Genomic DNA, 19,695 nt, shown 5'->3' with positions numbered 1-19,695 from the left:
CGAACCGACAGCCCCGAGTTGTCGTGAATGTCGTTTGGAGGAATTGTGTCCCAAGATCAACAGGTGACAGTGGTGGGAGCAGGCCCGACGGGTTTGCTGACCGCACTGGGCCTCGCTCAACAGGGGGTCAGTGTCTCGGTAGTCGAGCGCGCGCCCGCATTGCAGGACACACCGCGGGCGATCGTGTACCACTGGTCCACGCTCGATGGCCTCGCTCGCCTCGGGTTACTCGAGAAAGCAAGCGCAGCAGGCTTTCTCAAGCAGGATTACGCATACCACGTGCGAGCAACAGGTGAGATAATCTCCTACGGCCTCGCCGCCCTCGACGGGAAGGTAGAGCGGCCTTACAACCTGCATCTCGGGCAGGGTGCTCTCGCTGAGGTAATTCTGGCGGAATTGAACAACTTCGACAACGTTCGAGTGCTGTGGAGTCACGAGGTCACTGGAATCGAACAAGATGCGACTGGAATCGAGGTTGCTCTTCGAGGCCCTGAAGGGCATTCGGTACTCCGGTCGCAGTGGCTCGTCGGTGCCGACGGCGCTGGTTCGACAGTGCGCCGACTGCTGGGGTTGGAATTCGAGGGAATGACGTGGCCCGAGAGGTTCGTCGCGACGAACGTGCGCTTTCCCGACGACCGTGACGGTTGGGCGCAGTCGACCTTCTATCTCGACGACGTGTACGGCGCGATCATCGCAAAAATAGATGAATCCGGCGAGCACGGCCTGTGGCGGTACACCTACATGGAAGATGCCGATCTTCCGACCGATTCGATCGACGAGCGTATGCCGAGTTTCCTGTCGGCCGTATTCGGATCGGAGGTGGCCGAAAAGATAGAGGTGGTCGCGTCATCGCCCTACCGGATGCATCAGCGCGCCGCCACTGCTTTTCGTTCGGGACGGGCGCTGCTCGCCGGTGACGCTGCGCACGCTACCAATCCTACCGGGGGCCTCGGGTTGACCATGGGCTTGTTCGACTCGTATGCGCTGATCGAAGGTCTCAACGCTGTAGTGCGCGGCCGTGCGAGCGACGAGGTACTCACCGAATACGCACGCCTCCGGCGCGCCGCGTTCGTGGACAAGGCCAGCCCGCGCGCTGCCGCCAACAAGAAGCTGCTGTTCCACTCGTCGGATCCGGTGAAGCGCGAGCGAGACCTGGAAGTCTTCCGTCGGATGTCGAAAGACAAGGAATTCGCAGCCCAGGCGCTGTATTTCACGAAGACACTCGAGAGCCCGTCGCTCATGACCGTCTGATTCGGCTGAACCCATCTACATTCGAAGCGAAAGAAGCACGAACATGAACCCTCTCGACGGACTTACGATCGTGTCGTTGGAACAGGCTGTTGCAGCCCCCTTCGCGACGAGGCAGCTTGCCGATCTCGGTGCCCGCGTAATCAAGATCGAACGACCGGGCGTCGGAGATTTCGCGCGCGGCTACGACGAGACGGTCAACGGTCTCGCCAGCCATTTCGTGTGGTTGAACCGTTCCAAGGAGTCCGTCGCACTGGACCTCAAGAGCGACGAGGGTCGAGCCGCTATGCACGCATTGGTCGACGAGGCCGACGTTTTCGTGCAGAACCTCGCTCCAGGGGCAGCGGAAAGACTCGGACTCGGGGCCGAAGAGCTCCGCGCACGTCACCCACGGCTGATTCACGTATCGATCTCCGGATACGGCCAAGGTGGTCCCTATTCGGACAAAAAGGCCTATGACCTTCTCGTGCAGTGCGAGGCAGGGCTCGTATCCATCACAGGTACTCAGGACGAACCGTCGAAAGTCGGAATCTCGATAGCAGACATCGCATCCGGGATGTACGCCTACACCGGTGTGTTGACAGCTGTGATCAGACGGGAGCGAACCGGCGAAGGGGCCACGATCGAGGTGTCCATGCTGGAAGCGTTGGCGGAATGGATGGGCTTCCCGTTGAACTATGCGATGTACGGCGGCAGCTCGCCGACGCGGGCTGGGGCCAGCCACGCGGCAATTGCTCCGTATGGCCCCTTCAAGTGTGGTGATGGAAACGAAGTGTTTCTCGGGATCCAGAACGAACGTGAATGGGCCACGTTCTGTGCCAGTATTCTTACCTCGCCGGAGCTTACCGGTGATGCGCGCTTTTGCCGCAATTCGCTACGCGTCGAACACAATACGGAACTGAGAGCCGTCATCGAGAAGGTCTTCGACGATCGCACGGCAGAGCAGGTAGGTGAGCAACTCGAACATGCGGGAATTGCGAATGCCCTGCTACGGACGATGGATGGCCTTGCCGATCACCCGCAGTTGAAGGCGCGCGACCGGTGGCGGTCGTATGCCTCGCCGGTCGGCGAGCTACGTGCACTGGTACCGCCGGTGACGATGTCGGACTTCCACGCGGTGATGGGTCCGATTCCCGAGGTGGGCCAGCATACCGAGGCAGTGCTCGCGGAGTTCGGAGTGTCGGTACCGAGCGTGGTTCCGGCCGGTGCCTGAGGTGCTCTCCGTCGAAACGACGTCCGAGCACAAAGAGCTACTCGTCCGACAAGCGTCGACTTTGCTCTTCGTTCCGGGTGACAAGCCGGTCCGATTCGACAAGGCAGCGGCCGCCGGAGCGGACATCGTCGTGCTCGACCTCGAAGATGCGGTAGCCAGCGGGGACAAATCGGCCGCACGCGCCCACGTCGTTCACTGGCTGTCCAACGGAGGACGCGGTTGCGTTCGGATCAACGCTGTGGATGGGGCCCACCATCTCGACGACGTCGAATCGCTGGCTGGGTTGGACGGTCTTGTCGCGGTCATGGTCTCCAAAGCCGTAGCGTCCGTCGATTACGCCGATCTGCGACGTGTGCTGCGCTGCCCGGTCCTCGCCTTGGTGGAATCTGCCGCTGGCATAGATGATTCGACCGTTATCGCTCGTGATCCGAACGTATGCCGTCTGGCTTTCGGCCATCTCGACTATGCGTTGGACATCGGTGCCCGACCCACGCGTACAGCGATGCTGCACGCCCGATCTCAGCTCGTCCTCGCCTCCCGGCTAGCAGGTAAGCCGGCTCCGATAGACGGAGTCACCACTTCGCTGAAGGACCCCGCGGCACTGATCGAGGATGTCGAGCACGCAATCGAAGTCGGAATGACCGGGAAGCTGCTGATACATCCTGCACAAGTCCATCCGACTCGACAGGCACTGCAACCCAGTGACGAGGAAATCGACCGGGCGCGCCGGGTTGTTGCCGCGGCGTCCCTCGGTGCCGCTGTGGAAGTCGAGGGAAGAATGGTGGACGCACCCGTGGTCGCGGCGGCGCAGAATCTACTGCAAAACCTGCCTGCCCGGTAGGTCGGCGAAACGCGTTCTTGCTGTCGCCATAGTTTCGACGTTGACTTCGGTGTCAACTCCCCACCGCAAAAATGAACGCTCGAGCTGCGACGATACGTAGAATGCATGGGGGCTGGGAACATCCTGGCGTTGCGCTGAATGTGCCCCAGAGCACAGGATCGACAGTGATCGGGATCTCACCGCGAGCGGTGGTGAACCCGACCGTGCACCGCTCACTCGGTGTCACGAGATCATGCACCGTCCTCGTCACTAGGAGAATTCAATGTCCGTCACCGTCGACCGGCCGAGCAGCTTGGACCGCACCCGCTTCTTCATCGATGGCAGCTGGACCGACCCGGTTCGGCCCGAGCTGAGGGACCAGATCGAGGCGGCCACCGGGGAACGCATCGGCGTGGCCGCGCTCGGTGGCGCGGCCGACATCGACGCCGCAGTTCGCGCTGCAAGAAGAGCATTGGACGAAGGTCCCTGGGGGCGTACGACCGCTGCCGAACGTGCTGCTGTGCTTCATGCGTTCGCCGATGCGCTCGATGCCCGTGCAGCCGACACCGCGTCGTTGGTCAGCCGGGAGAACGGAATGATTCTCGGGCTGTCCAATGCACTCAACGGCGGGGCACCGGGAGCCTTGCTTCGGATGTATGCGGACGTCGTCGAGAATCTCGCCCTCGAGGAAGTTCGCCCCAGCCAAGCCGGATCGACCATCGTCCGCCGTTTACCGGTCGGCGTCGTCGGTGCAATCGCCCCGTGGAATTTTCCGCAGGCCCTTGCTATGTTCAAGATCGCTCCTGCCCTGGCAGCGGGATGCACCGTAGTTCTCAAGCCCTCGCCCGAAACTGCTTTGGACTCCTACGTTTTCGCCGACGCAGCCGCAGAAGCCGGACTACCGGCAGGCGTTCTCAACATCGTGCTCGGAGACCGCGATGCGGGGGCGGCTTTGGTGTCCCACCCTCTGGTAGACAAGATCGCCTTCACTGGTTCGACCGAGGCCGGTCGCATCATCGGCCAGGAATGCGGCCGGCTGCTCCGGCGCTCCACCTTGGAACTGGGCGGAAAGTCGGCGGCGATCGTCTTGGACGACGCAAGCGTCGATACCTTCCTCGCCGGATTGGACAATGCCTCGTTCCTGAACAACAGCCAGACCTGCACGACGCAGTCGCGCATTCTCGTCGCGCGCTCCCGCTACGACGAGTTCGTCGACGCTGTTGCAGGTTTCGCCGATGCTTACACTCTCGGTGATCCACTCGACCCTGCCACCACCATGGGTCCGATGGCGACCAGCGGTCACCGCGACAAAGTGCTCGGATACGTTGACATCGCCAAGAACTCCGATGCACGTCTCGTGACCGGCGGCGGGCGCCCCCAAGGCCTCGATCGGGGATGGTTCGTTCAGCCCACCGTCTTCGCCGACGTGGACAACTCCGATCGACTGGCTCGTGAGGAAGTATTCGGTCCGGTCATGGCACTGATCCCGTTCGACGGCGGGGACGACGAGGCAGTCAGGATGGCCAACGACAGCAACTACGGACTCGGTGGCTCCGTCTGGAGCGCTGACGAGGACCGTGCCTTTTCGGTCGCCCGTCGCGTTCGTACCGGAACCATCGGATTGAACTACTACACACTCGATCTCGGTGCTCCGTTCGGCGGCTTCAAGGACTCGGGACTCGGGCGCGAACTCGGCCCCGAGGCCATCGATGCATACCTCGAGTACCAGTCCGTTTACGCCTCGACCCGTTACCTGCAGTCATGACGACAGCCAGCCCAGCCGAGGTCGTCACCGCGTACTTCGCTGGAGTGCGTGCAGGCGATCCTGCAGCGGTCAGCGGACTGTTCGCCGATGATGCGGTGTTGCACAACGCAGCCGGGACCCTCACCGGCGCGGCCGCGATCGCTCGCATGTATCAGGGCGGGTTGAAACCGGGCGCGATGTCGCCATCCCCAGGGCCTTTCGTGGCGGACGGCGACAACGTGGCAGTCGAGATCGACCTCGACACCGGTGGATCGACGATCGTGCTCGGCGACTTCTTCACCGTCCGCGACGGCAAGATCACCCGCTTGGCCATCTACAGCCTGTCCCCGGACGGTGGCCGTCTGCTCAACACGGTGGGCGTCGACCCGTCGGCAAACAATTCTCGAAGCCAAGATCAGTAAAGGGAGCCTCATGAAAATCGCAATCTTCGGTCCCAGCAGGCGCGTCGGCGTCGTTGTGGACAACGGCATCGTGGATATCAACGGTGCGTACGCCAGGTACTTGGTCGACGTCGAGCGCAGCCTTCGCCCTACGGCCAAGGCTGCGCACGAGGTTCCGGCCGACCTCAACTCCTTCATCGAGCAGGGCGACGATGCTCTGGCCGGTGCCCGAGCCGCGCTGGATCATCTCGCCGAGAGCAATGACAAAACCGGCGTCGACGGGGAGCAGTTGGTCTTCGACCCGAACTCGACGACGGTGCACGCACCGATAGACGGGCGGTCGCGAATCTTCGCTGCTCTGGCCAACTTTGCCGATCACATGCAAGCGGCCGCCGACAACACCTCGAGCGGACGCGACAAGGACACCTTGGGAAAGCTCGTCTCAGGAGGGCCGAAGTATTTCATCAAGGATCCGCGTGTCGTCTCCTCCGACGGTGACGATCTCGCTTTTCCTAGGCGCACCGATCTGCTCGATTACGAGGCCGAGGTCGCCGTTGTGATCGGCAAGCAAGGCAAGGACGTTGCCGCCGACGATTTCGGTTCGTACATCTGGGGCTACACCTTGGTCAACGATTGGTCCATCCGGGACAACGTCTCGTTCGGTCCGGACTTCCAGTACTCCAAAAATTTCGACGGCGCTGCGACGGTCGGACCTTGGATCGTGGTGGACGAGGGACTGGACCCACAGGACATTCCGATCGAGGCTCGAATCAACGGCGAAGTTCGGCAGAGCGGCAACACGAAATCGATGATTCACAGCTTTGCGTCTCTTGGCGAGTATTTATCCAGGGACTCCACGTTGTTCCCGGGCGATCTGATCAGCGGAGGTACACCGAAGGGCACGGCCGTCGACTCGAGTACTCGCGACGCGGACGGCAAATTCGTCGACGACTCGAAGTTTCTCAACCCGGGCGACGTGGTCGAGATCAGTTCTACTGCAATCGGTTCTGTGACCAATACCGTCTCAGGAACGCGCGGAGGGCAGTAGCAGTGGGCGAGAAGAAGTACTCCGTCGGCGGCGTTTCCTACGATCGACCGTTCAAGATTCGCCGGCTCAATCATTTCGGAATCAGCGTTGCCGACACCGGTGAAGCCGTGGCCTTCTACCGTGATGTTCTCGGCTTCTTGGTGGCGGACATGTTGGATCTGAACAAGTATGATCCCGGCCCGTGGCTGGACGGACTGTCGGATACCAGGATCTACTTCCTCCGACACAACAGTGATCACCATACTTTCGTCATCATGCCGCGTGCGTGGGTCGACAAGAACGACGATCCGGCTCGGTCCGACATCACGGTCAACCAGATCACCTGGCAGGTGGGATCGCTTCGCGAGGTCGTCGAGGCACGTTTATGGCTCGAGGAGCAGGGTTCGAAGATCGACCGTTACGGACGCGACCCAGGTTCCAACTGGCACACGTACTTTCCTGACCCAACCGGTCATACCAACGAACTCGAATACGGTATCGAGCAGGTCGGCTGGGACGGCATGAGCAAGCCGGAAGTGATGTGGCCGTGGGCAAACGAGCATCCAGCACTTCCCACGAGATCAGAGGCGACCGAACTCGAGGATGCCGAAGCCGAGGGCGTCGACCTCACCTCCGGTCACCGTTGGATCGACAACCTGCCGAAGACCTACGATGTGGGCGGCGTCTTGCTCGCGCGGCCGTTCAGGCCCGTCCGAATCGGACCGGTGAGCATTTTTGTCGCCGATCTCGATGCGGCGGAACGCTTTTACACCAGCACGCTCGGGCTCGTGAAGTCGGAGGAGACCACCGTCCTGGGACACCGAGCAGTGTTCATGCGCGCCAACACCGAACACCACAGCATTGCGCTGTTCCCGCTCGAGGCACGCCGAGCGCTCGGTCTCAGCGACGGTTCCACGTTGCTGTCCTTCGGAATCCAACTCGGATCGTACGAGCAGTTGGTCGCCGCGAAGCTCTTCCTGGAGCAGAGCGGGGTCAAGCTGATCGACCTACCACCCGAGATTCACCCCGGAGTGGACTACGCGATTCATGCGGTCGCTCCTGATGGGCACGTCATGCAACTGTATTACTACATGGAGCAGGTCGGTTGGGACGGCAAGGTACGGCCGCCCGAGAGCCGGCGCGTCGTGGAGGCGGGTGTCTGGCCGGAGACTCTCGAACCGATGTCCGACACTTACGGCGGCGAGACGTTCTGGGGACCCCTCGGATGATCGGGAGATCGACCACCGCCTCCGAGCACTCCACCTCCGAACACACTGCAAACTAAGGAAACACGTGCCTGAGCACAGTACTGACAAGCGGGTCGCGGCCGTGACGGGTGCCGCGCAGGGACTCGGAGCCGAGATCGCCGAGCGGTTGGCGCGCGACGGCTTCTCGGTCGCCCTTCTCGATATCCAGAAGACCGGGCTCGACGCCACGCGTGAGCACATCGCACGCGACGTACCAGGGGTGGAAGTGTCCACGGAGGTGGTCGACCTGTCCGACGAAAGCGCGGTGATCGCCGCCTTCGAGTCGATCGACCGACGTTTCGGCCGGCTCGACGCGCTCGTCAACACAGCAGGCGGCAGTGGCACAGATCCGGTGCGGCAGCTCAGTGAGCTGGGCGGCGACGTGTGGAGGAAGGTACTCGAGAACAACCTCACCAGTGCCTTTCTCTGCAGTCGTGAGGCGGTCTCGCTCATGAACCGAGGCAAATACGGCCGCATCGTGAACTTCTCCTCGGCCGTCGCCAACGGACTGGCCGGACCCTCGGGCACCGTCGGTGCCCGATTGCCCTATGCCGCATCCAAGGCCGCGATCAACGGCTTCACCAAGCAGTTGGCCAAGGACCTCGGCGCAACCGGCATCACCGTCAATGCAGTGTCGCCAGGATTGGTGCTGCCCAGTGAAGGACGCGTCACGACGATATTCGAGGCACTGTCCGAGGACGCGCAAACGGCTACTCGCGCAGCAATTCCTGTCGGTCGAACCGGAACCGGGACCGAAATTGCTGCCGCGGTCGCCTATCTGGTCTCGGAGGATGCAGGCTTCACCTCCGGGTGCATTCTCGCGGTCGACGGAGCAGCGTCATGACCGCGGCGGCTCCGTTGGTGTTCGTTCCCGCACTCGGGTCCGACGAACGACTGTGGCAGCCGGTTGCCGATCGTCTGGCAGATCGGCACACAACCGTAGTGGTTCGCGGCGAGGGCAATTCGATCCGGCAGATGGCCGACAGCGTCCTCGAACAAAGTCCAGAGAAATTCTTTCTCGCCGGAAACTCCATGGGGGGTTACGTGGCCTTGGATATCGCGCTCCGACAACCGTCTTCGCGGGTAGTCGGTCTCGCTCTGCTCAACTCCTCTGCGATCGCCGCAGATTCCGGACGCCGCGAGAACTCGCTTCGTGTCATCGAGATGGCCAAGCGGGGGCACTTCGACGACGCGGTCGATCTGATCACCTCGGCGGTCGCACCCGGGAGACCGGACATTGCCGTTACCGCATCGGTAATGGCGCGGGATCTGGGTGTCGATGTATTTGTGGCGCAACAGATTGCTGTTATGACGAGAGCAGATCGAAGAGCCGAACTCGCGTCGGTAACAGTACCGACCCTGGTGATAGCAGGCGGCGAGGACGCGATCACGCCGAGTTCGCTCGGCGGAGAGCTCGCGGCTTCGATTTCGGGGGCGGAGTTGGAGGTGCTGGCCGGGGTGGGTCACCTGTCGACCCTCGAGGCACCGGAAGCGGTCGCCGTTCGCCTGGATCGTTGGCTCACCGCCGTGGTGGCAGGCCGAGTCGAATCGATGGAGGTCCGTCCGTGATGTCCTTCGATCACGCGACGCTGGGGCAGCGTGTGATGTTTGCCAACGGGGGTGCGATGGCCAATATCGCCGTAGCCGTCGAGTCGCTCGGTGGTGCGCGCGTCCTGCTCGTTTCGGATTCGTTCGTGGCTGAGTTTGCAGACGAGGTTGCCGACCGAGTGCCGGTAGTCGCCCGAATCAGCGAAATCGTTCAGCATGTTCCGGTGGGCAACGGTGAAGCCGCGGTGGCTCTGGTGCGCAACGAGGCCGCCGATGTTGTCGTCTGCATCGGTGGGGGATCGGCCACCGGATTGGCCAAATATGTCGCCCGCGACACCGGCATACCGATCGTGGCCGTTCCGACCACTTTTGCAGGGTCGGAGGCAACGAACGTGTGGGGTCAGACAGAGGGGGATCGCAAGACCACGGGATCGCATCCCGATGTCCTGCCCCGCACAGTGATCTACGATTCCGCTCTGTTCGCGTCGTTGCCCGGCCCGTTGGCGGTGGCCTCGGGACTGAACGCCGTGGCGCATGCGGTGGACGGGTTCTGGGCACCGAAAGCAGATCCCATCAACGCCGCCCTCGGTACCGAGGGGCTTCGCGCTTTGGTGCCCGGTCTGCGCGGAATCGCCTTGGATGCAGGGGATCTCGAAGCCCGAGAAGCCACCATTTACGGTGCTTATCTTGCCGCCGTGGCCTTCGCCTCTGCGGGCAGCGGATTGCATCACAAGATCTGCCACGTCCTGGGCGGTGCATTCGGACTTTCGCATGCCGATACTCATGCGGTTGTCCTGCCGTACGTCATGGACTTCAACGGCTCGGTGGCGACGGACGCTGCGCAGCGGGTCTCGGACGCTCTTGGCGGCGTGCAGGCGGCGAGGGGGCTATACGAATTGCGCAGGGAACTCGGAGTCGTCGACTCGTTGCACGAACTCGGTATGACCGAGGACGGTATCGAGCACGCCGTCGACCGGGTTCTCGAGTTGGTGCCGCCCACCAATCCGCGGCCTGTGGATCGGGATAGCCTGCAGGTCTTGATCGGTGCCGCGTGGGCAGGTAGTCCGGTGGGTGGGTAGAAATGACGGGAGAAGTGATGGCCGCGAACGATGCGCAGGACACTGGGGAACGAGAACTGATAGAGAACGTCGTACGTTCCTTCGACCGCGCCCCCGACGATCGACTCAAACTCATCATGGAAACCGTCGTTCGCCATGTGCACGCCGCGGCACGCGAGGTCCGGTTGACCGAAGCCGAATGGGACACCATGATCGCGTTCCTCACCGAAACCGGCCAGATGTGCACCGACACCCGCCAGGAGTTCATTCTGCTCTCCGATGTTCTCGGATTGTCTATGCAGGTAATCGGCATGAACAACCCTCCCGTCGAAAATTCGACGGAGGCAACGGTGTTCGGACCGTTCTTCGTGGACGGTTCCCCAAAGATCGAGCTGGGCGATGATATGGCCTTCGGTGCGATCGGTGAACCCTGCTGGGTGACCGGCAGTGTTCGCGATACCGCTGGACACCCGATTGCCGGCGCTCGCATCGAGGTCTGGGAAGCCGACGAGGACGGCCAGTACGACGTTCAGTACGACGACGACCGGATGGCAGCGCGAGCCCACTTTTTCGCCGACGAAACCGGTGAGTTCAGGTTTTGGGGTCTCACACCCACTCCATACCCCATCCCGCACGACGGGCCTGTTGGAGGCATGCTGGCGGCGGTAGGGCGGTCACCCATGAGAGCAAGCCATTTGCACTTCATGGTCACTGCAGAGGGCTTCCGGCGTTTGGTGACCCACATCTTCGTCGACGGTGACGAGATCGGTTGGGACGACGCTGTGTTCGGAGTAAAGCAATCACTGATCAAGTCCTTCGTCCAGCATTCGGACGGTCCTACACCAGACGGCCGCTCAGTGAGTTCATGGAGCGAAGTCACCTTTGACATCGTGCTCCCGGCGTCGCCGAGCACATAGGACAATGGTCGTACCGGTCGAATCGACCGGTACGGCCAATTACCACTGTCAAGGCCGATTGCTCTCGTCGACGTCGTCGGTTGCGAACTCCCCCGACACATAGTCGAGGAATATTTGTGCGGCACTTCCCGTCGGTCCATCGTTTCGAGTGATCACGCCGTAGAAGCGAAACGCATTTGCGTCGGATATCGGAACGGTCACAGTGGGAGACTGTTGGTCGGCTCGCGGCACCGGGACGATGGCAATGCCGCTGCCGTGTCGTACGAGCGCACGGAGAGTGGACAATTCGGTCGCCTCGATGCTGATCAACGGCACACATCCTGCGTCCTCGAACAGCCGGTCCACCACGTGCCGCAGGCCATAAGTAGGACCCAGGGCAATCATCGGGCGGGTGGCGATCTCGGCGATCGATATCGAGTCTCGATCGGCGAACTCGTGGCTGGGAGGGACCTCGAGGCAGAGCAATTCTCGCCCGAGCGGCACCCACGCCAGGTCATCGGCAGCCGGTCGCGGCGCGACGAATCCGACGTCTATACGCCCACTCCGAACCGCGTCGACAATGGAATCCGCGGCACCTCCCTCCAGCTCGAACTTCGTCAGCGGGGCTACGACGTGGTAGCTGTCGAGCAAAGAAGGTATCAACCAAGACCCGAACGAATGAAGAAAGCCGATCGAGACGACCCCGCGCTCCGGGTCGACCAGAGTTCGGATGCGTTCTTCGCCCTGCACCAATTCCTGAATGGCTCTGACCGCGTGAGCTCGATAGATCTCGCCGTACTTGTTCAGTCGAAGTCTGTTCTGATTCCTGTCGAACAGCTTCACCCCCAGCTGACGTTCGATTCTGGCCAACGCACGCGAGAGCGTTGGCTGACTGACGTGAAGCTGCACCGCAGCATTGGTGACGTTCTCGGTCCGCGCCAAAACCACGAACCATTCCAGCTCACGAACCTCCATGACACACTTGCCCTCTCGTCAAGGGTGAACAATACTGCGAGGGCGCAAAACCCGGCCCAAACGTGGATGTCACCTTCGGTCGGAGCTTGCAGCAGCCCTTAGCGCAGCGGCTGTCTCGGAGTCGATGACGCCGTCTCCGACTAGCTTAGGAAGAGTTGAGGACACGAGGAGCTCGACGGACGCCGAGTAGTCCAAAGGTATGAGGTTCACTCCGTCGGCTACTCGCGCTGCTCCGACGTCGGCGATGAGACCGGCCAGCCCCAAAGGAGTGCCGACGTACCGAACAGTGGCCGTCGAATCGCCATCGCGCGGTCGGCTTTTGACGGGTATGGCTCGTGCGGCACGAGCAGTCGGAGCAATCACGAACTCGAGATCTAGCGACACCACAGCATTATGGTCCTCGGCGTGCATCCTGTTGTACACCGTCGTCGCCTGCTGCAGATCCGAAGCACGGACGCGGCTGACGCCTGGGCCGATCGGCTGCGTGTCGAGGCTGACCGGCATAATCGGACTCATCGGGTGTGGTGCGGCAATCACCGCCGGGCGGCGAGCCGAACGGGCATCGACCGATCCAAACCCGACGGTCTGGCGATCTTCACTCAGTGTGGACGACATGTACCGAGTGTTGCAGAAATCACTGCACACGTGGTCGGCGAAATTGCTGGGGTGTCCATACCCCGCGTGCATGCTCTTTGATTCAGCATCGACGTGCCTCTTTGGCGGTCTGGGAGTAGCGAGCGAAGGAGTTTCGACACTGTCCGCCGAATTCAGCGCGACGGGAAGAATCGAGGTCGTAACGCACCTGTCCTGACATCTGCACAGCAGCTATGCATCGAACTTAAGAACCAGCGGGTTTCGTGAGGCCCTGGTTGGTGTTCCGTTCCGAACCGCGGTGTGTGGGCGCTGCCGTGGCAACAACAGACGACCGCGAAAATGGGGCGATCGGGCGAAGGTCTGAGCAGCGCCGGCCGGCTCGCCATATCTTGTAGGTATGGAGCTCATCTTCGATGCAAGAGAATACTCAGTTTCCGAGGTCGGGCCAGATGACGGCCCTGCGCAGTTCTTGCACGTGTTCAACAGCAATCCAGATTTCTTGGATGCCAGTACGTTGCACACCGGTGTCGAGGCTTTTACCGAAGAGGATGTCGAGATGTTTCTGTGGCACAACACGGTCATGGAGAACTCTCACTGTCTGGTGATTCGCGCAAGTGAACGGGTGGTCGGTGCGCTGACGCTGCTTGTTCCGCATCCCCGTGAAGAACAACCGTGGGTCGGGAGTTTCGTCGTCGATGCCGACGAAGGTCTCGACCGCGTTGGTGAGCCAGTTCTCGGCGCGCTGGAACGGACGTTGGCTGGGTCGGGGTGGACGAGTGTGTTCGTCGGTCCGATGGTGAGTCAGCAGGAGAGCATCGCGTGGTGGCGCAAGCAGGGATACCGGCCTATCGAGCTACGGCTGGACAATGACAAGCGTGAAGTGGAAGTCCACCGCAAAGAACTCTGCGGTTGACGCTCGGGCTCAGTTAATCGCCCCCAGTGCTACTCCCGCTAACGCCTGGTGCGTCCAGTGCGCCTGCCGGCAATCTGATCACCAATGCGGTTAGTGCCACCAGAGCGATACCGGACACAGCAATCACGGCGCGCACGCTCACTTCTCGCGCGATCACGCCCCCAACCAAGGCACCCACCGGAAGTGATCCCCACGCTGCCATACGGTAAGTGGTGGTCACCCGCCCCAAGATGTCCTCCGGAACGATTCGCTGGCGCGCCGAGACCGTCAGCACGTTCCACACCATGGTCATCGCGCTGTTGATCGCGAGCATCGCGCCTGCCACGATCGGTCCAGCCGACACTGCCAGAATCACGTAGCTGGTGCCTGCACCGACGGTGGACAACACCAGAAGTGACTTCACCCGGATACGGCCGAGTAGGCGGCCGGTCAGAGCCGTACCGGCAACGCTACCGAGCGCGGCTGCCGACAAAAAAACACCATATCCGATGTCGCTCATTCCCAGGTTGCGCGTGGCGAACAAGACAAGAATGCCGCCGACCATCCCGTCGAAGAAACTCAATCCCATCACGACGGTGATCAGTCTGCGCATGATCGAGTCGGACCATGACCATCGGAACCCGATGGTGGCTTCCTCCCTGATGTTTCTGCGAAGTGGGACATCACGAGATTGGCGGTCGTGCTTCCAGATAGTAGTGAGCAGAATGCACGACACGGCGAAGGTGGCTGCGTCGAACGTGAACGGTGCGGCGTAACTAATCGAAATCAACCACGCGCCCAGCGGAGGACCGATGAACAGTGCCGCTGTCGCTTGCGCGCCGAACAGCTTGGCGTTGCCGGATTCGAGGTCACTGTCCGCCACCAGAGTGGGGATCACTACCTGAGCGGCCGAATCCGCCAACACATCGGCGAATCCCAGCATGAGCGCCGTACCGATGAGAAGGCCTATGTGGCCTCCGGTCGCTGCGACCGTCAGCGCGAGTACCGCAACGATGACTCCGCGGAGCACGTTGATCGCGCTCATCAGTCGTATCGGACGAAGTCGATCGACCACTAGACCGAGAACCGGGGCGGCCAGCCAGGGCAGTTGGCCCGCAGCAGCGACGATACTGATCAATCGTGGATCGGCCGTTAGCTGTGACGCCAACAGCGGCATTGCGACCAGCCGGACTCCATCACCGATGTTGGATATCCCGGACGCAGCGACCAATGCACCCAGTGCTGTTCGTTTCGTGCGAGATGGGGGTGTCGCCGTCACGCGATCGAGTCGACTTCCATACGGCGTATCCAACCGGGCTCGGGCCGGTCGACACCGACGTGGGGTGCCACGATAGCCGCTACCCACGCGGTGGCGTTGTCTTGACCGCCCAATTCTTCGGCTCTGCGGCACAATTGCGAAGCGAGCAGCGCCGGCGATGGTTGCGCCCGCGCGAGTTCTTCCAGCGCATCCTCGAACTGCCAGCAGTCGCTTCCTCCGTCGACAGAGTGGCCACGGCTTGCGCCGTCGCTGACGACGACGACGATGTCTCCCGTATGGAGGTGGATGTGCCGTTGATGCGGGGTGATGGCGTCACCGACGCCGATCGCGCGGGTCACGACAGCGAGATCTTCCGGTCGAATCGGGTGACCTTCGCGTGTCCGCTGCGCAATGATCGAATCCTCGGGCGTCAGTCGAGTGACAATGACTCCGCGATCGGTACGACGACACAAGAAGGCCACCGAATCTCCGACCGATGCGGATTGCATCGCGCCGTCTGCGGTGATGCGGAGCCCAATGGCGGTGGCGGCGGGGCGCTGTCCGGGTCCCTCCATGCCGCGCCGAGCCGCGAGGCTGCGCAACTCGTTATGGCACGTCTGCAACCAGTGTGCGGGGTGCATGTTGTCATCCTCCCAGCACTGGTGTAGCTGCGTCGCAATGGTTTCGGCGGCGAGTAGTCCCGTGCCGTTTCCGCGTCCGGACACGCCATCGGCGAGAAGGGCGACGACGGTTCGGTCTGTTCGATCCCAAAGTGCGACGTCCTCGTTGTCTCCGTTGGTCCGTCCCTGCGCCTTCTGCCATCCGGTTACGCTTTCCACGGCCGCTGCCAGGCGGGACTCGGGTATGAACGCCGATGATGTCGACGGCAGGGATGCGGTTAGATCCGATGCTGTTGCTGCGCGGTGGTCTGCTATCGGGTGCACCGCCTTTCGGACGAAATGATCTGCACCCAAGGGCCATTCGCCGCCCAAGACCCCTGCCATCACGAGGGCATCGTGTCGATCGTGGGGCCATCGCCCGGCCAACGCACGTACCAGGACTGTTGCAATGATGTAGAGATCGCGGCCCGGTCCGGGTTCGGGCGGATCAGTGAACGGCGCTTGCCATGTGGAGACCACGTCGGCCATACCCGGGAGCATCGCGGCGCTCAATGCACCCTCCCAACGCAAACTCCACGTCGTCAGGGCGGCGAGGCCAGTCGAATGGGCGTCGTTCAAGATCCGTGTGACATCGACGACGGCGTCGAATAGTTGTTGCGCATCCAGTGTCAGCCCTCGGTCGAGTTCGTCCACCAGATTCGGCGGAAGCGGTCGGACCCAGTCAAGTGTCACGGCAGATGGCGCGATCGCGTGTGTTCGTCTGTCTGGGCGCAGTTCTCTGTGGTCACCGACGAATGGGAGCGGAATCGAAATGCTGGAGGCCGAAGATGCTGGCGTCGGTGGGCGCTGCTGTTCTTGGTTCACCGCAGCGCATCGCTGAATGTCGAATGATGTCGGGCGAGAAAGGCCTGCCTCGATCTGATTCGGTCGAGTGCTCCGCCCTCGACCATGGCGCGGTACGCGGTATGCCCAGAGCGTGCGAGGTCGGTCAGGGTCGTGTGGTTCCGTTCCTCGTTGTCTTCGATTGCGGCCAGTATTTCGATCCGTTGCGTACTGTCGTCGACGCCGTAGTCGTCGAGGAATTTACGTAGCCTGTTGCTGGTGCGTAGGCCCGATACGACGTCATCATCGTCTTCTTCGCCCCTGAGTGGTATCCATTGACTGGCTGCGACGGCGAGCTCGTACACGACGCTGCTGGGTGCTGCTCGATCGAAATCGATCAAAGCAATTGCAGTGTAGTCTTTCTCGCTGAAGACAATATTTGAGCGAACGGTGTCGTTGTGGCCCAGTATCCCTCCCTCTCGGTACTGTTCGGGCACGAAGTCCGCCCAATTGGTCCACCGATGGAAATCGAATTCATCAACGGCGTCGTGGTAGCTGCGTAGCAACGATGCGACGCTGGTGGCGGCTTGTTCCGTCCGCGACCATTGTGGTGGCGGCAGCGAAGGAGCGCGGCCTGGGATGAACGACAGCAATTCGTAGTCGCCCTCGACACCGAGCACACGGGGCGCTCCTGGGAATCCTTGTGCCTCGAGATGCCGGAGGAGAGCGTGCACCGCCGTGCTCCACGAGCCCATGGGCCGTCGCACTGTGCTACCGACCCGAACCACTTTACCCTGGTGGGAGGCACCGCCCGAGAGGACCTCGACCGATATCGGCGTCGTCATTGCACACCTGCGGCAGCGCGGTTGTCGACTTCCGCGGTCCGGTCGACAGCGGTGTCGACAAACAAGAATCCCAGCTCGGCGAGATCGTCGAACGTGGACTGCGCCAACATTGTTCGCGCCGGATCGCTTACCGGAAACCACGCCGACACTTGCGATCGCGCGGTTGGTTCGAGGCTGCAGCTGAGCCAGACAACCTGCCCGATGGTGCCGATGCGAACCGTGTTGCCGTTGGTCGGGTGATGCAGGATGACGTACCCGGTCGGGTCAGTGGTCTCGAGCACCGCCGGTTCGGCGACGAACAGGGGGTTGGGACTCAGGACCGTTTCGTTTCGTTCTGTTCGGAGGAGGCCATGCCGGACCAGCAGCGCGACGAGCTCCCTGCCGGTGACGCCGCCCCACTGTATGGAGTGCTGGGCGAAGAACTCCGCGACCACCCGAGCGGAAGGCATCGATCTCAAAATTGCCTCGTCCTTGGCATGAGGCCAGTTGAGCTGAACGAAGGTGTCGAGGTCGCCGTTGTAGAGGACCAACGCAGCTTCGTCACCCGAGGGGTCGGCCGCCCACGGCATCATTGTGCACGTTCCGGAAATCGTCAGTCGATCCGAATCGCGCACTGGGCGGGCGACGATGGCGACGCGTCTGGTTTGGGCCAGGGGGGCCTGTGCACAGGCACGGAGGAAGGTGAACTCCTCCACCTCCGACAGTGCGATGCGGGTGTGGCTGCGAAACCACACGTTTCTCTCGATTACAGTGTCGTCGCGTGCCTGACGAGCGAGCAACTCCGACTCGGTGCGGTCGAGTCCGCCGCCGTTGACGGTGTAGTCCCGGGCGAGAGCGAGGTCATGTCCGTCAGGTGGATCGAGTATGGAAATCCCGAACTCATCGGGGTGCTGGCCGATCGGTGAATGGATGTCCAGAACAAAGGGCGCGCCGCCCCACGTCGCGTAAGGGTTACCGAAGTGGTGTCGTGCTCGATCGATCACGGACTTGGCGTAGGTGATCGTGCGCTGAGCCTCGTCTTTGGTTTCTCCGGGAAAGCCGTGGATGACGAACAGGTGGGGAGGGACGCCGGCGGCGAGCATGTATTCGATGGTGTCGTCGATGTGTCTGAGCTTGGTGCCTTTACGCATCAGATCCAGGACCCGTTGGTTGTAGCTCTCCAGGCCGAAGTTCAGGCGGCGACAGCCGGAGGCATAGAGCAGATCCGCCAGTTCCTGGTCGAATCCGGCGGCGAAGCGTGTCTCGCCGTACCAGTAGATGTCCATACCTCGGCGGACGATCTCGGTCGCCACCTCGCGCAGTACGTTCAGCGTCATGATTTCGTCGACAAACATGAAATGTCGGGCTCCGTACTGGGCGTTGAGAGCTTCCATGTGGTCTACGGTCGTTGCTCCGGGTCTGCGCCGGAAGTTGTTGGATGCGAATGGGATAGAGCAGAACGCGCAGGACCATGCGCAGCTGCGCGAGGCGTAGAGCGGCAGGATCGGGCCCGGTGCGAAGTACCGGTCCAAGGGCATTTCCGAGAAGTCCGGTGGGGCAACCGAGTCCAGCTTCACAGGGCGGGGAGCGGTGTGGTTTACATTCCCGTCGTCGCCGGCGACCATCACTCCCGCAATTCCTGCGCCATTTTCGCCGGCGTGGAAGGCTCTCACGAGCGAGGGGAGCGCTTCCTCGCCTTCTGCGAGTACGAACGCGTCTACGAGGTCGAAGAAGGGGTGGCGCACTTGCCACGCTTGAACCATGCGGGTTGTGTAGTTTCCGCCGCATATGATTTTGATGTCGGGGCGTAACCGTCGGATTCGTCGTGCCATGGTCATCGCCGCGATGAGTTGGGTATCCGCGGATATGCTGAGGCCGACAACTCCGATTTCGGGCGCGGACAGAATCGACTCGGGGAGCATCCGCTCCTGGGCCCAGCAGTAGAGGTTTCGTTCGGGGTCATCGGTGGCCGCGAGAACCGCGTCGGTGGACGTTGCCGCGTAGTACAGCTGGTTCGCCACCAAGTCGAAAGAAAAGTCCTCGAATGCCGCTGATGCACACCACATTGCGTTGCGCATCACGGTGCGTGCCCAGGTGTGTCGTTGTGCGTCGGCCAGGGTTGCCGCGTCGCGAATGACCGTCTTCGCCTCATCGATCGAGGCAAGCACGTGGGGGTGGACCAAGATGGCCTTGGCTGACAATCGTTGGTCAGCGGTTTTGGTCAGTCGTGGTGCGAGGGCTTGCTGTCCTTCCCTGCTGAGAATCCAGTCCAGCACGGCGATGCTGGCGTCGTGGCTGCGTACCGCGAGGCCATGATCGCGGAGCACTCCCGCCAGGAGCGGGATGGCAAGGTGCGGGGCGTAGGCATTCCATAGTGGGGGGTTGATCAGGAGCGTGGTCGAACCAGGGTCTGGGTCGGATCCGGGTACACGCAATTGAATCGGCTGCGCCACAGTGATTCTCCATCTGGGTTTGACGAGCTGGGCCTCGTATCCGGCGAGGTGCTGC

General features: G+C 61.9%; 17 protein-coding genes. 12 read left to right on the top strand and 5 right to left on the bottom strand.

Features of this window, described 5'->3' with window-relative positions; translation table 11 throughout:
- Window positions 1-45 precede the first annotated feature (45 nt).
- The 11 genes from O4220_RS12855 to O4220_RS12805 all read left to right on the top strand — a co-directional run bounded on the left by O4220_RS12855 (window position 46) and on the right by O4220_RS12805 (window position 11,223).
- The gene (locus O4220_RS12855) at window positions 46-1,251 is read left to right on the top strand and encodes an FAD-dependent oxidoreductase (RefSeq protein ID WP_269604776.1); all 1,206 of its coding nucleotides are present in this window, start codon (window positions 46-48) and stop codon (window positions 1,249-1,251) included.
- Between the two features lie 43 nt (window positions 1,252-1,294).
- Window positions 1,295-2,461 (top strand): CaiB/BaiF CoA transferase family protein, encoded by a 1,167-nt coding sequence (locus O4220_RS12850; RefSeq protein ID WP_269604775.1) that lies wholly within the window; start codon window positions 1,295-1,297, stop codon window positions 2,459-2,461.
- Window positions 2,454-3,302, top strand: a complete 849-nt coding sequence (locus tag O4220_RS12845) for an HpcH/HpaI aldolase/citrate lyase family protein (protein WP_269604774.1) — start codon at window positions 2,454-2,456, stop codon at window positions 3,300-3,302. The genes O4220_RS12850 and O4220_RS12845 overlap by 8 nt, the downstream gene beginning before the upstream one ends.
- 262 nt (window positions 3,303-3,564) lie before the next feature.
- Window positions 3,565-5,046: an aldehyde dehydrogenase gene (locus tag O4220_RS12840; RefSeq protein WP_269604773.1), complete on the top strand. Its 1,482-nt coding sequence runs from the start codon at window positions 3,565-3,567 to the stop codon at window positions 5,044-5,046.
- Window positions 5,043-5,447 carry a nuclear transport factor 2 family protein gene (locus tag O4220_RS12835; protein ID WP_269604771.1) on the top strand — a complete coding sequence of 135 codons (405 nt, stop codon included), beginning with the start codon at window positions 5,043-5,045 and terminating at the stop codon, window positions 5,445-5,447. Before O4220_RS12840 ends, O4220_RS12835 begins: the two co-directional genes overlap by 4 nt.
- A 10-nt stretch (window positions 5,448-5,457) precedes the next feature.
- Window positions 5,458-6,474 (top strand): fumarylacetoacetate hydrolase family protein, encoded by a 1,017-nt coding sequence (locus O4220_RS12830; RefSeq protein ID WP_269604769.1) that lies wholly within the window; start codon window positions 5,458-5,460, stop codon window positions 6,472-6,474.
- 2 nt (window positions 6,475-6,476) lie between these two features.
- Complete coding sequence (locus O4220_RS12825; RefSeq protein WP_269604767.1) at window positions 6,477-7,682, top strand: VOC family protein; 1,206 nt, start codon at window positions 6,477-6,479, stop codon at window positions 7,680-7,682.
- A gap of 64 nt (window positions 7,683-7,746) precedes the next feature.
- Complete coding sequence (locus tag O4220_RS12820; RefSeq protein WP_269604764.1) at window positions 7,747-8,544, top strand: SDR family NAD(P)-dependent oxidoreductase; 798 nt, start codon at window positions 7,747-7,749, stop codon at window positions 8,542-8,544.
- Window positions 8,541-9,269: an alpha/beta fold hydrolase gene (locus tag O4220_RS12815; protein WP_269604762.1), complete on the top strand. Its 729-nt coding sequence runs from the start codon at window positions 8,541-8,543 to the stop codon at window positions 9,267-9,269. The genes O4220_RS12820 and O4220_RS12815 overlap by 4 nt, the downstream gene beginning before the upstream one ends.
- Entirely contained in the window at window positions 9,269-10,327 is a 1,059-nt protein-coding gene (locus O4220_RS12810) for a maleylacetate reductase (protein WP_269604760.1), read from the top strand. Before O4220_RS12815 ends, O4220_RS12810 begins: the two co-directional genes overlap by 1 nt.
- A gap of 17 nt (window positions 10,328-10,344) precedes the next feature.
- Window positions 10,345-11,223 carry a dioxygenase gene (locus tag O4220_RS12805; protein ID WP_269605393.1) on the top strand — a complete coding sequence of 293 codons (879 nt, stop codon included), beginning with the start codon at window positions 10,345-10,347 and terminating at the stop codon, window positions 11,221-11,223.
- A 48-nt stretch (window positions 11,224-11,271) separates the two neighbouring features.
- Here the strand turns inward: O4220_RS12805 and O4220_RS12800 are convergent, their stop codons facing one another.
- Window positions 11,272-12,177: a LysR family transcriptional regulator gene (locus O4220_RS12800; RefSeq protein ID WP_269604758.1), complete on the bottom strand. Its 906-nt coding sequence runs from the start codon at window positions 12,175-12,177 to the stop codon at window positions 11,272-11,274.
- 991 nt (window positions 12,178-13,168) lie between these two features.
- On the opposite strand from O4220_RS12800, the gene O4220_RS12795 reads away from it, so the two are divergent.
- Window positions 13,169-13,684, top strand: coding sequence for a GNAT family N-acetyltransferase (locus O4220_RS12795; RefSeq protein ID WP_269604756.1), 516 nt, complete (start codon window positions 13,169-13,171; stop codon window positions 13,682-13,684).
- Between the two features lie 13 nt (window positions 13,685-13,697).
- Here O4220_RS12795 and O4220_RS12790 read toward each other — a convergent pair whose 3' ends face one another.
- The 4 genes from O4220_RS12790 to O4220_RS12775 all read right to left on the bottom strand — a co-directional run bounded on the left by O4220_RS12790 (window position 13,698) and on the right by O4220_RS12775 (window position 19,640).
- Entirely contained in the window at window positions 13,698-14,942 is a 1,245-nt protein-coding gene (locus O4220_RS12790; protein WP_269604754.1) for an MFS transporter, read from the bottom strand.
- Window positions 14,939-16,273, bottom strand: coding sequence for a PP2C family protein-serine/threonine phosphatase (locus tag O4220_RS12785; RefSeq protein ID WP_269604752.1), 1,335 nt, complete (start codon window positions 16,271-16,273; stop codon window positions 14,939-14,941). Before O4220_RS12785 ends, O4220_RS12790 begins: the two co-directional genes overlap by 4 nt.
- A 128-nt stretch (window positions 16,274-16,401) precedes the next feature.
- A complete protein-coding gene (locus tag O4220_RS12780; protein WP_269604749.1) occupies window positions 16,402-17,208 on the bottom strand; it encodes an aminoglycoside phosphotransferase family protein in 807 nt (268 codons plus the stop codon).
- The gene (locus O4220_RS12775) at window positions 17,205-19,640 is read right to left on the bottom strand and encodes a B12-binding domain-containing radical SAM protein (protein ID WP_269604748.1); all 2,436 of its coding nucleotides are present in this window, start codon (window positions 19,638-19,640) and stop codon (window positions 17,205-17,207) included. Before O4220_RS12775 ends, O4220_RS12780 begins: the two co-directional genes overlap by 4 nt.
- Window positions 19,641-19,695: the final 55 nt, after the last annotated feature.

This window comes from Rhodococcus ruber, assembly GCF_027270735.1.
GTDB classification, from domain to species: Bacteria; Actinomycetota; Actinomycetes; order Mycobacteriales; family Mycobacteriaceae; genus Rhodococcoides; species Rhodococcoides rubrum_A.
This window is presented reverse-complemented; position numbering and strand designations above follow the sequence as displayed.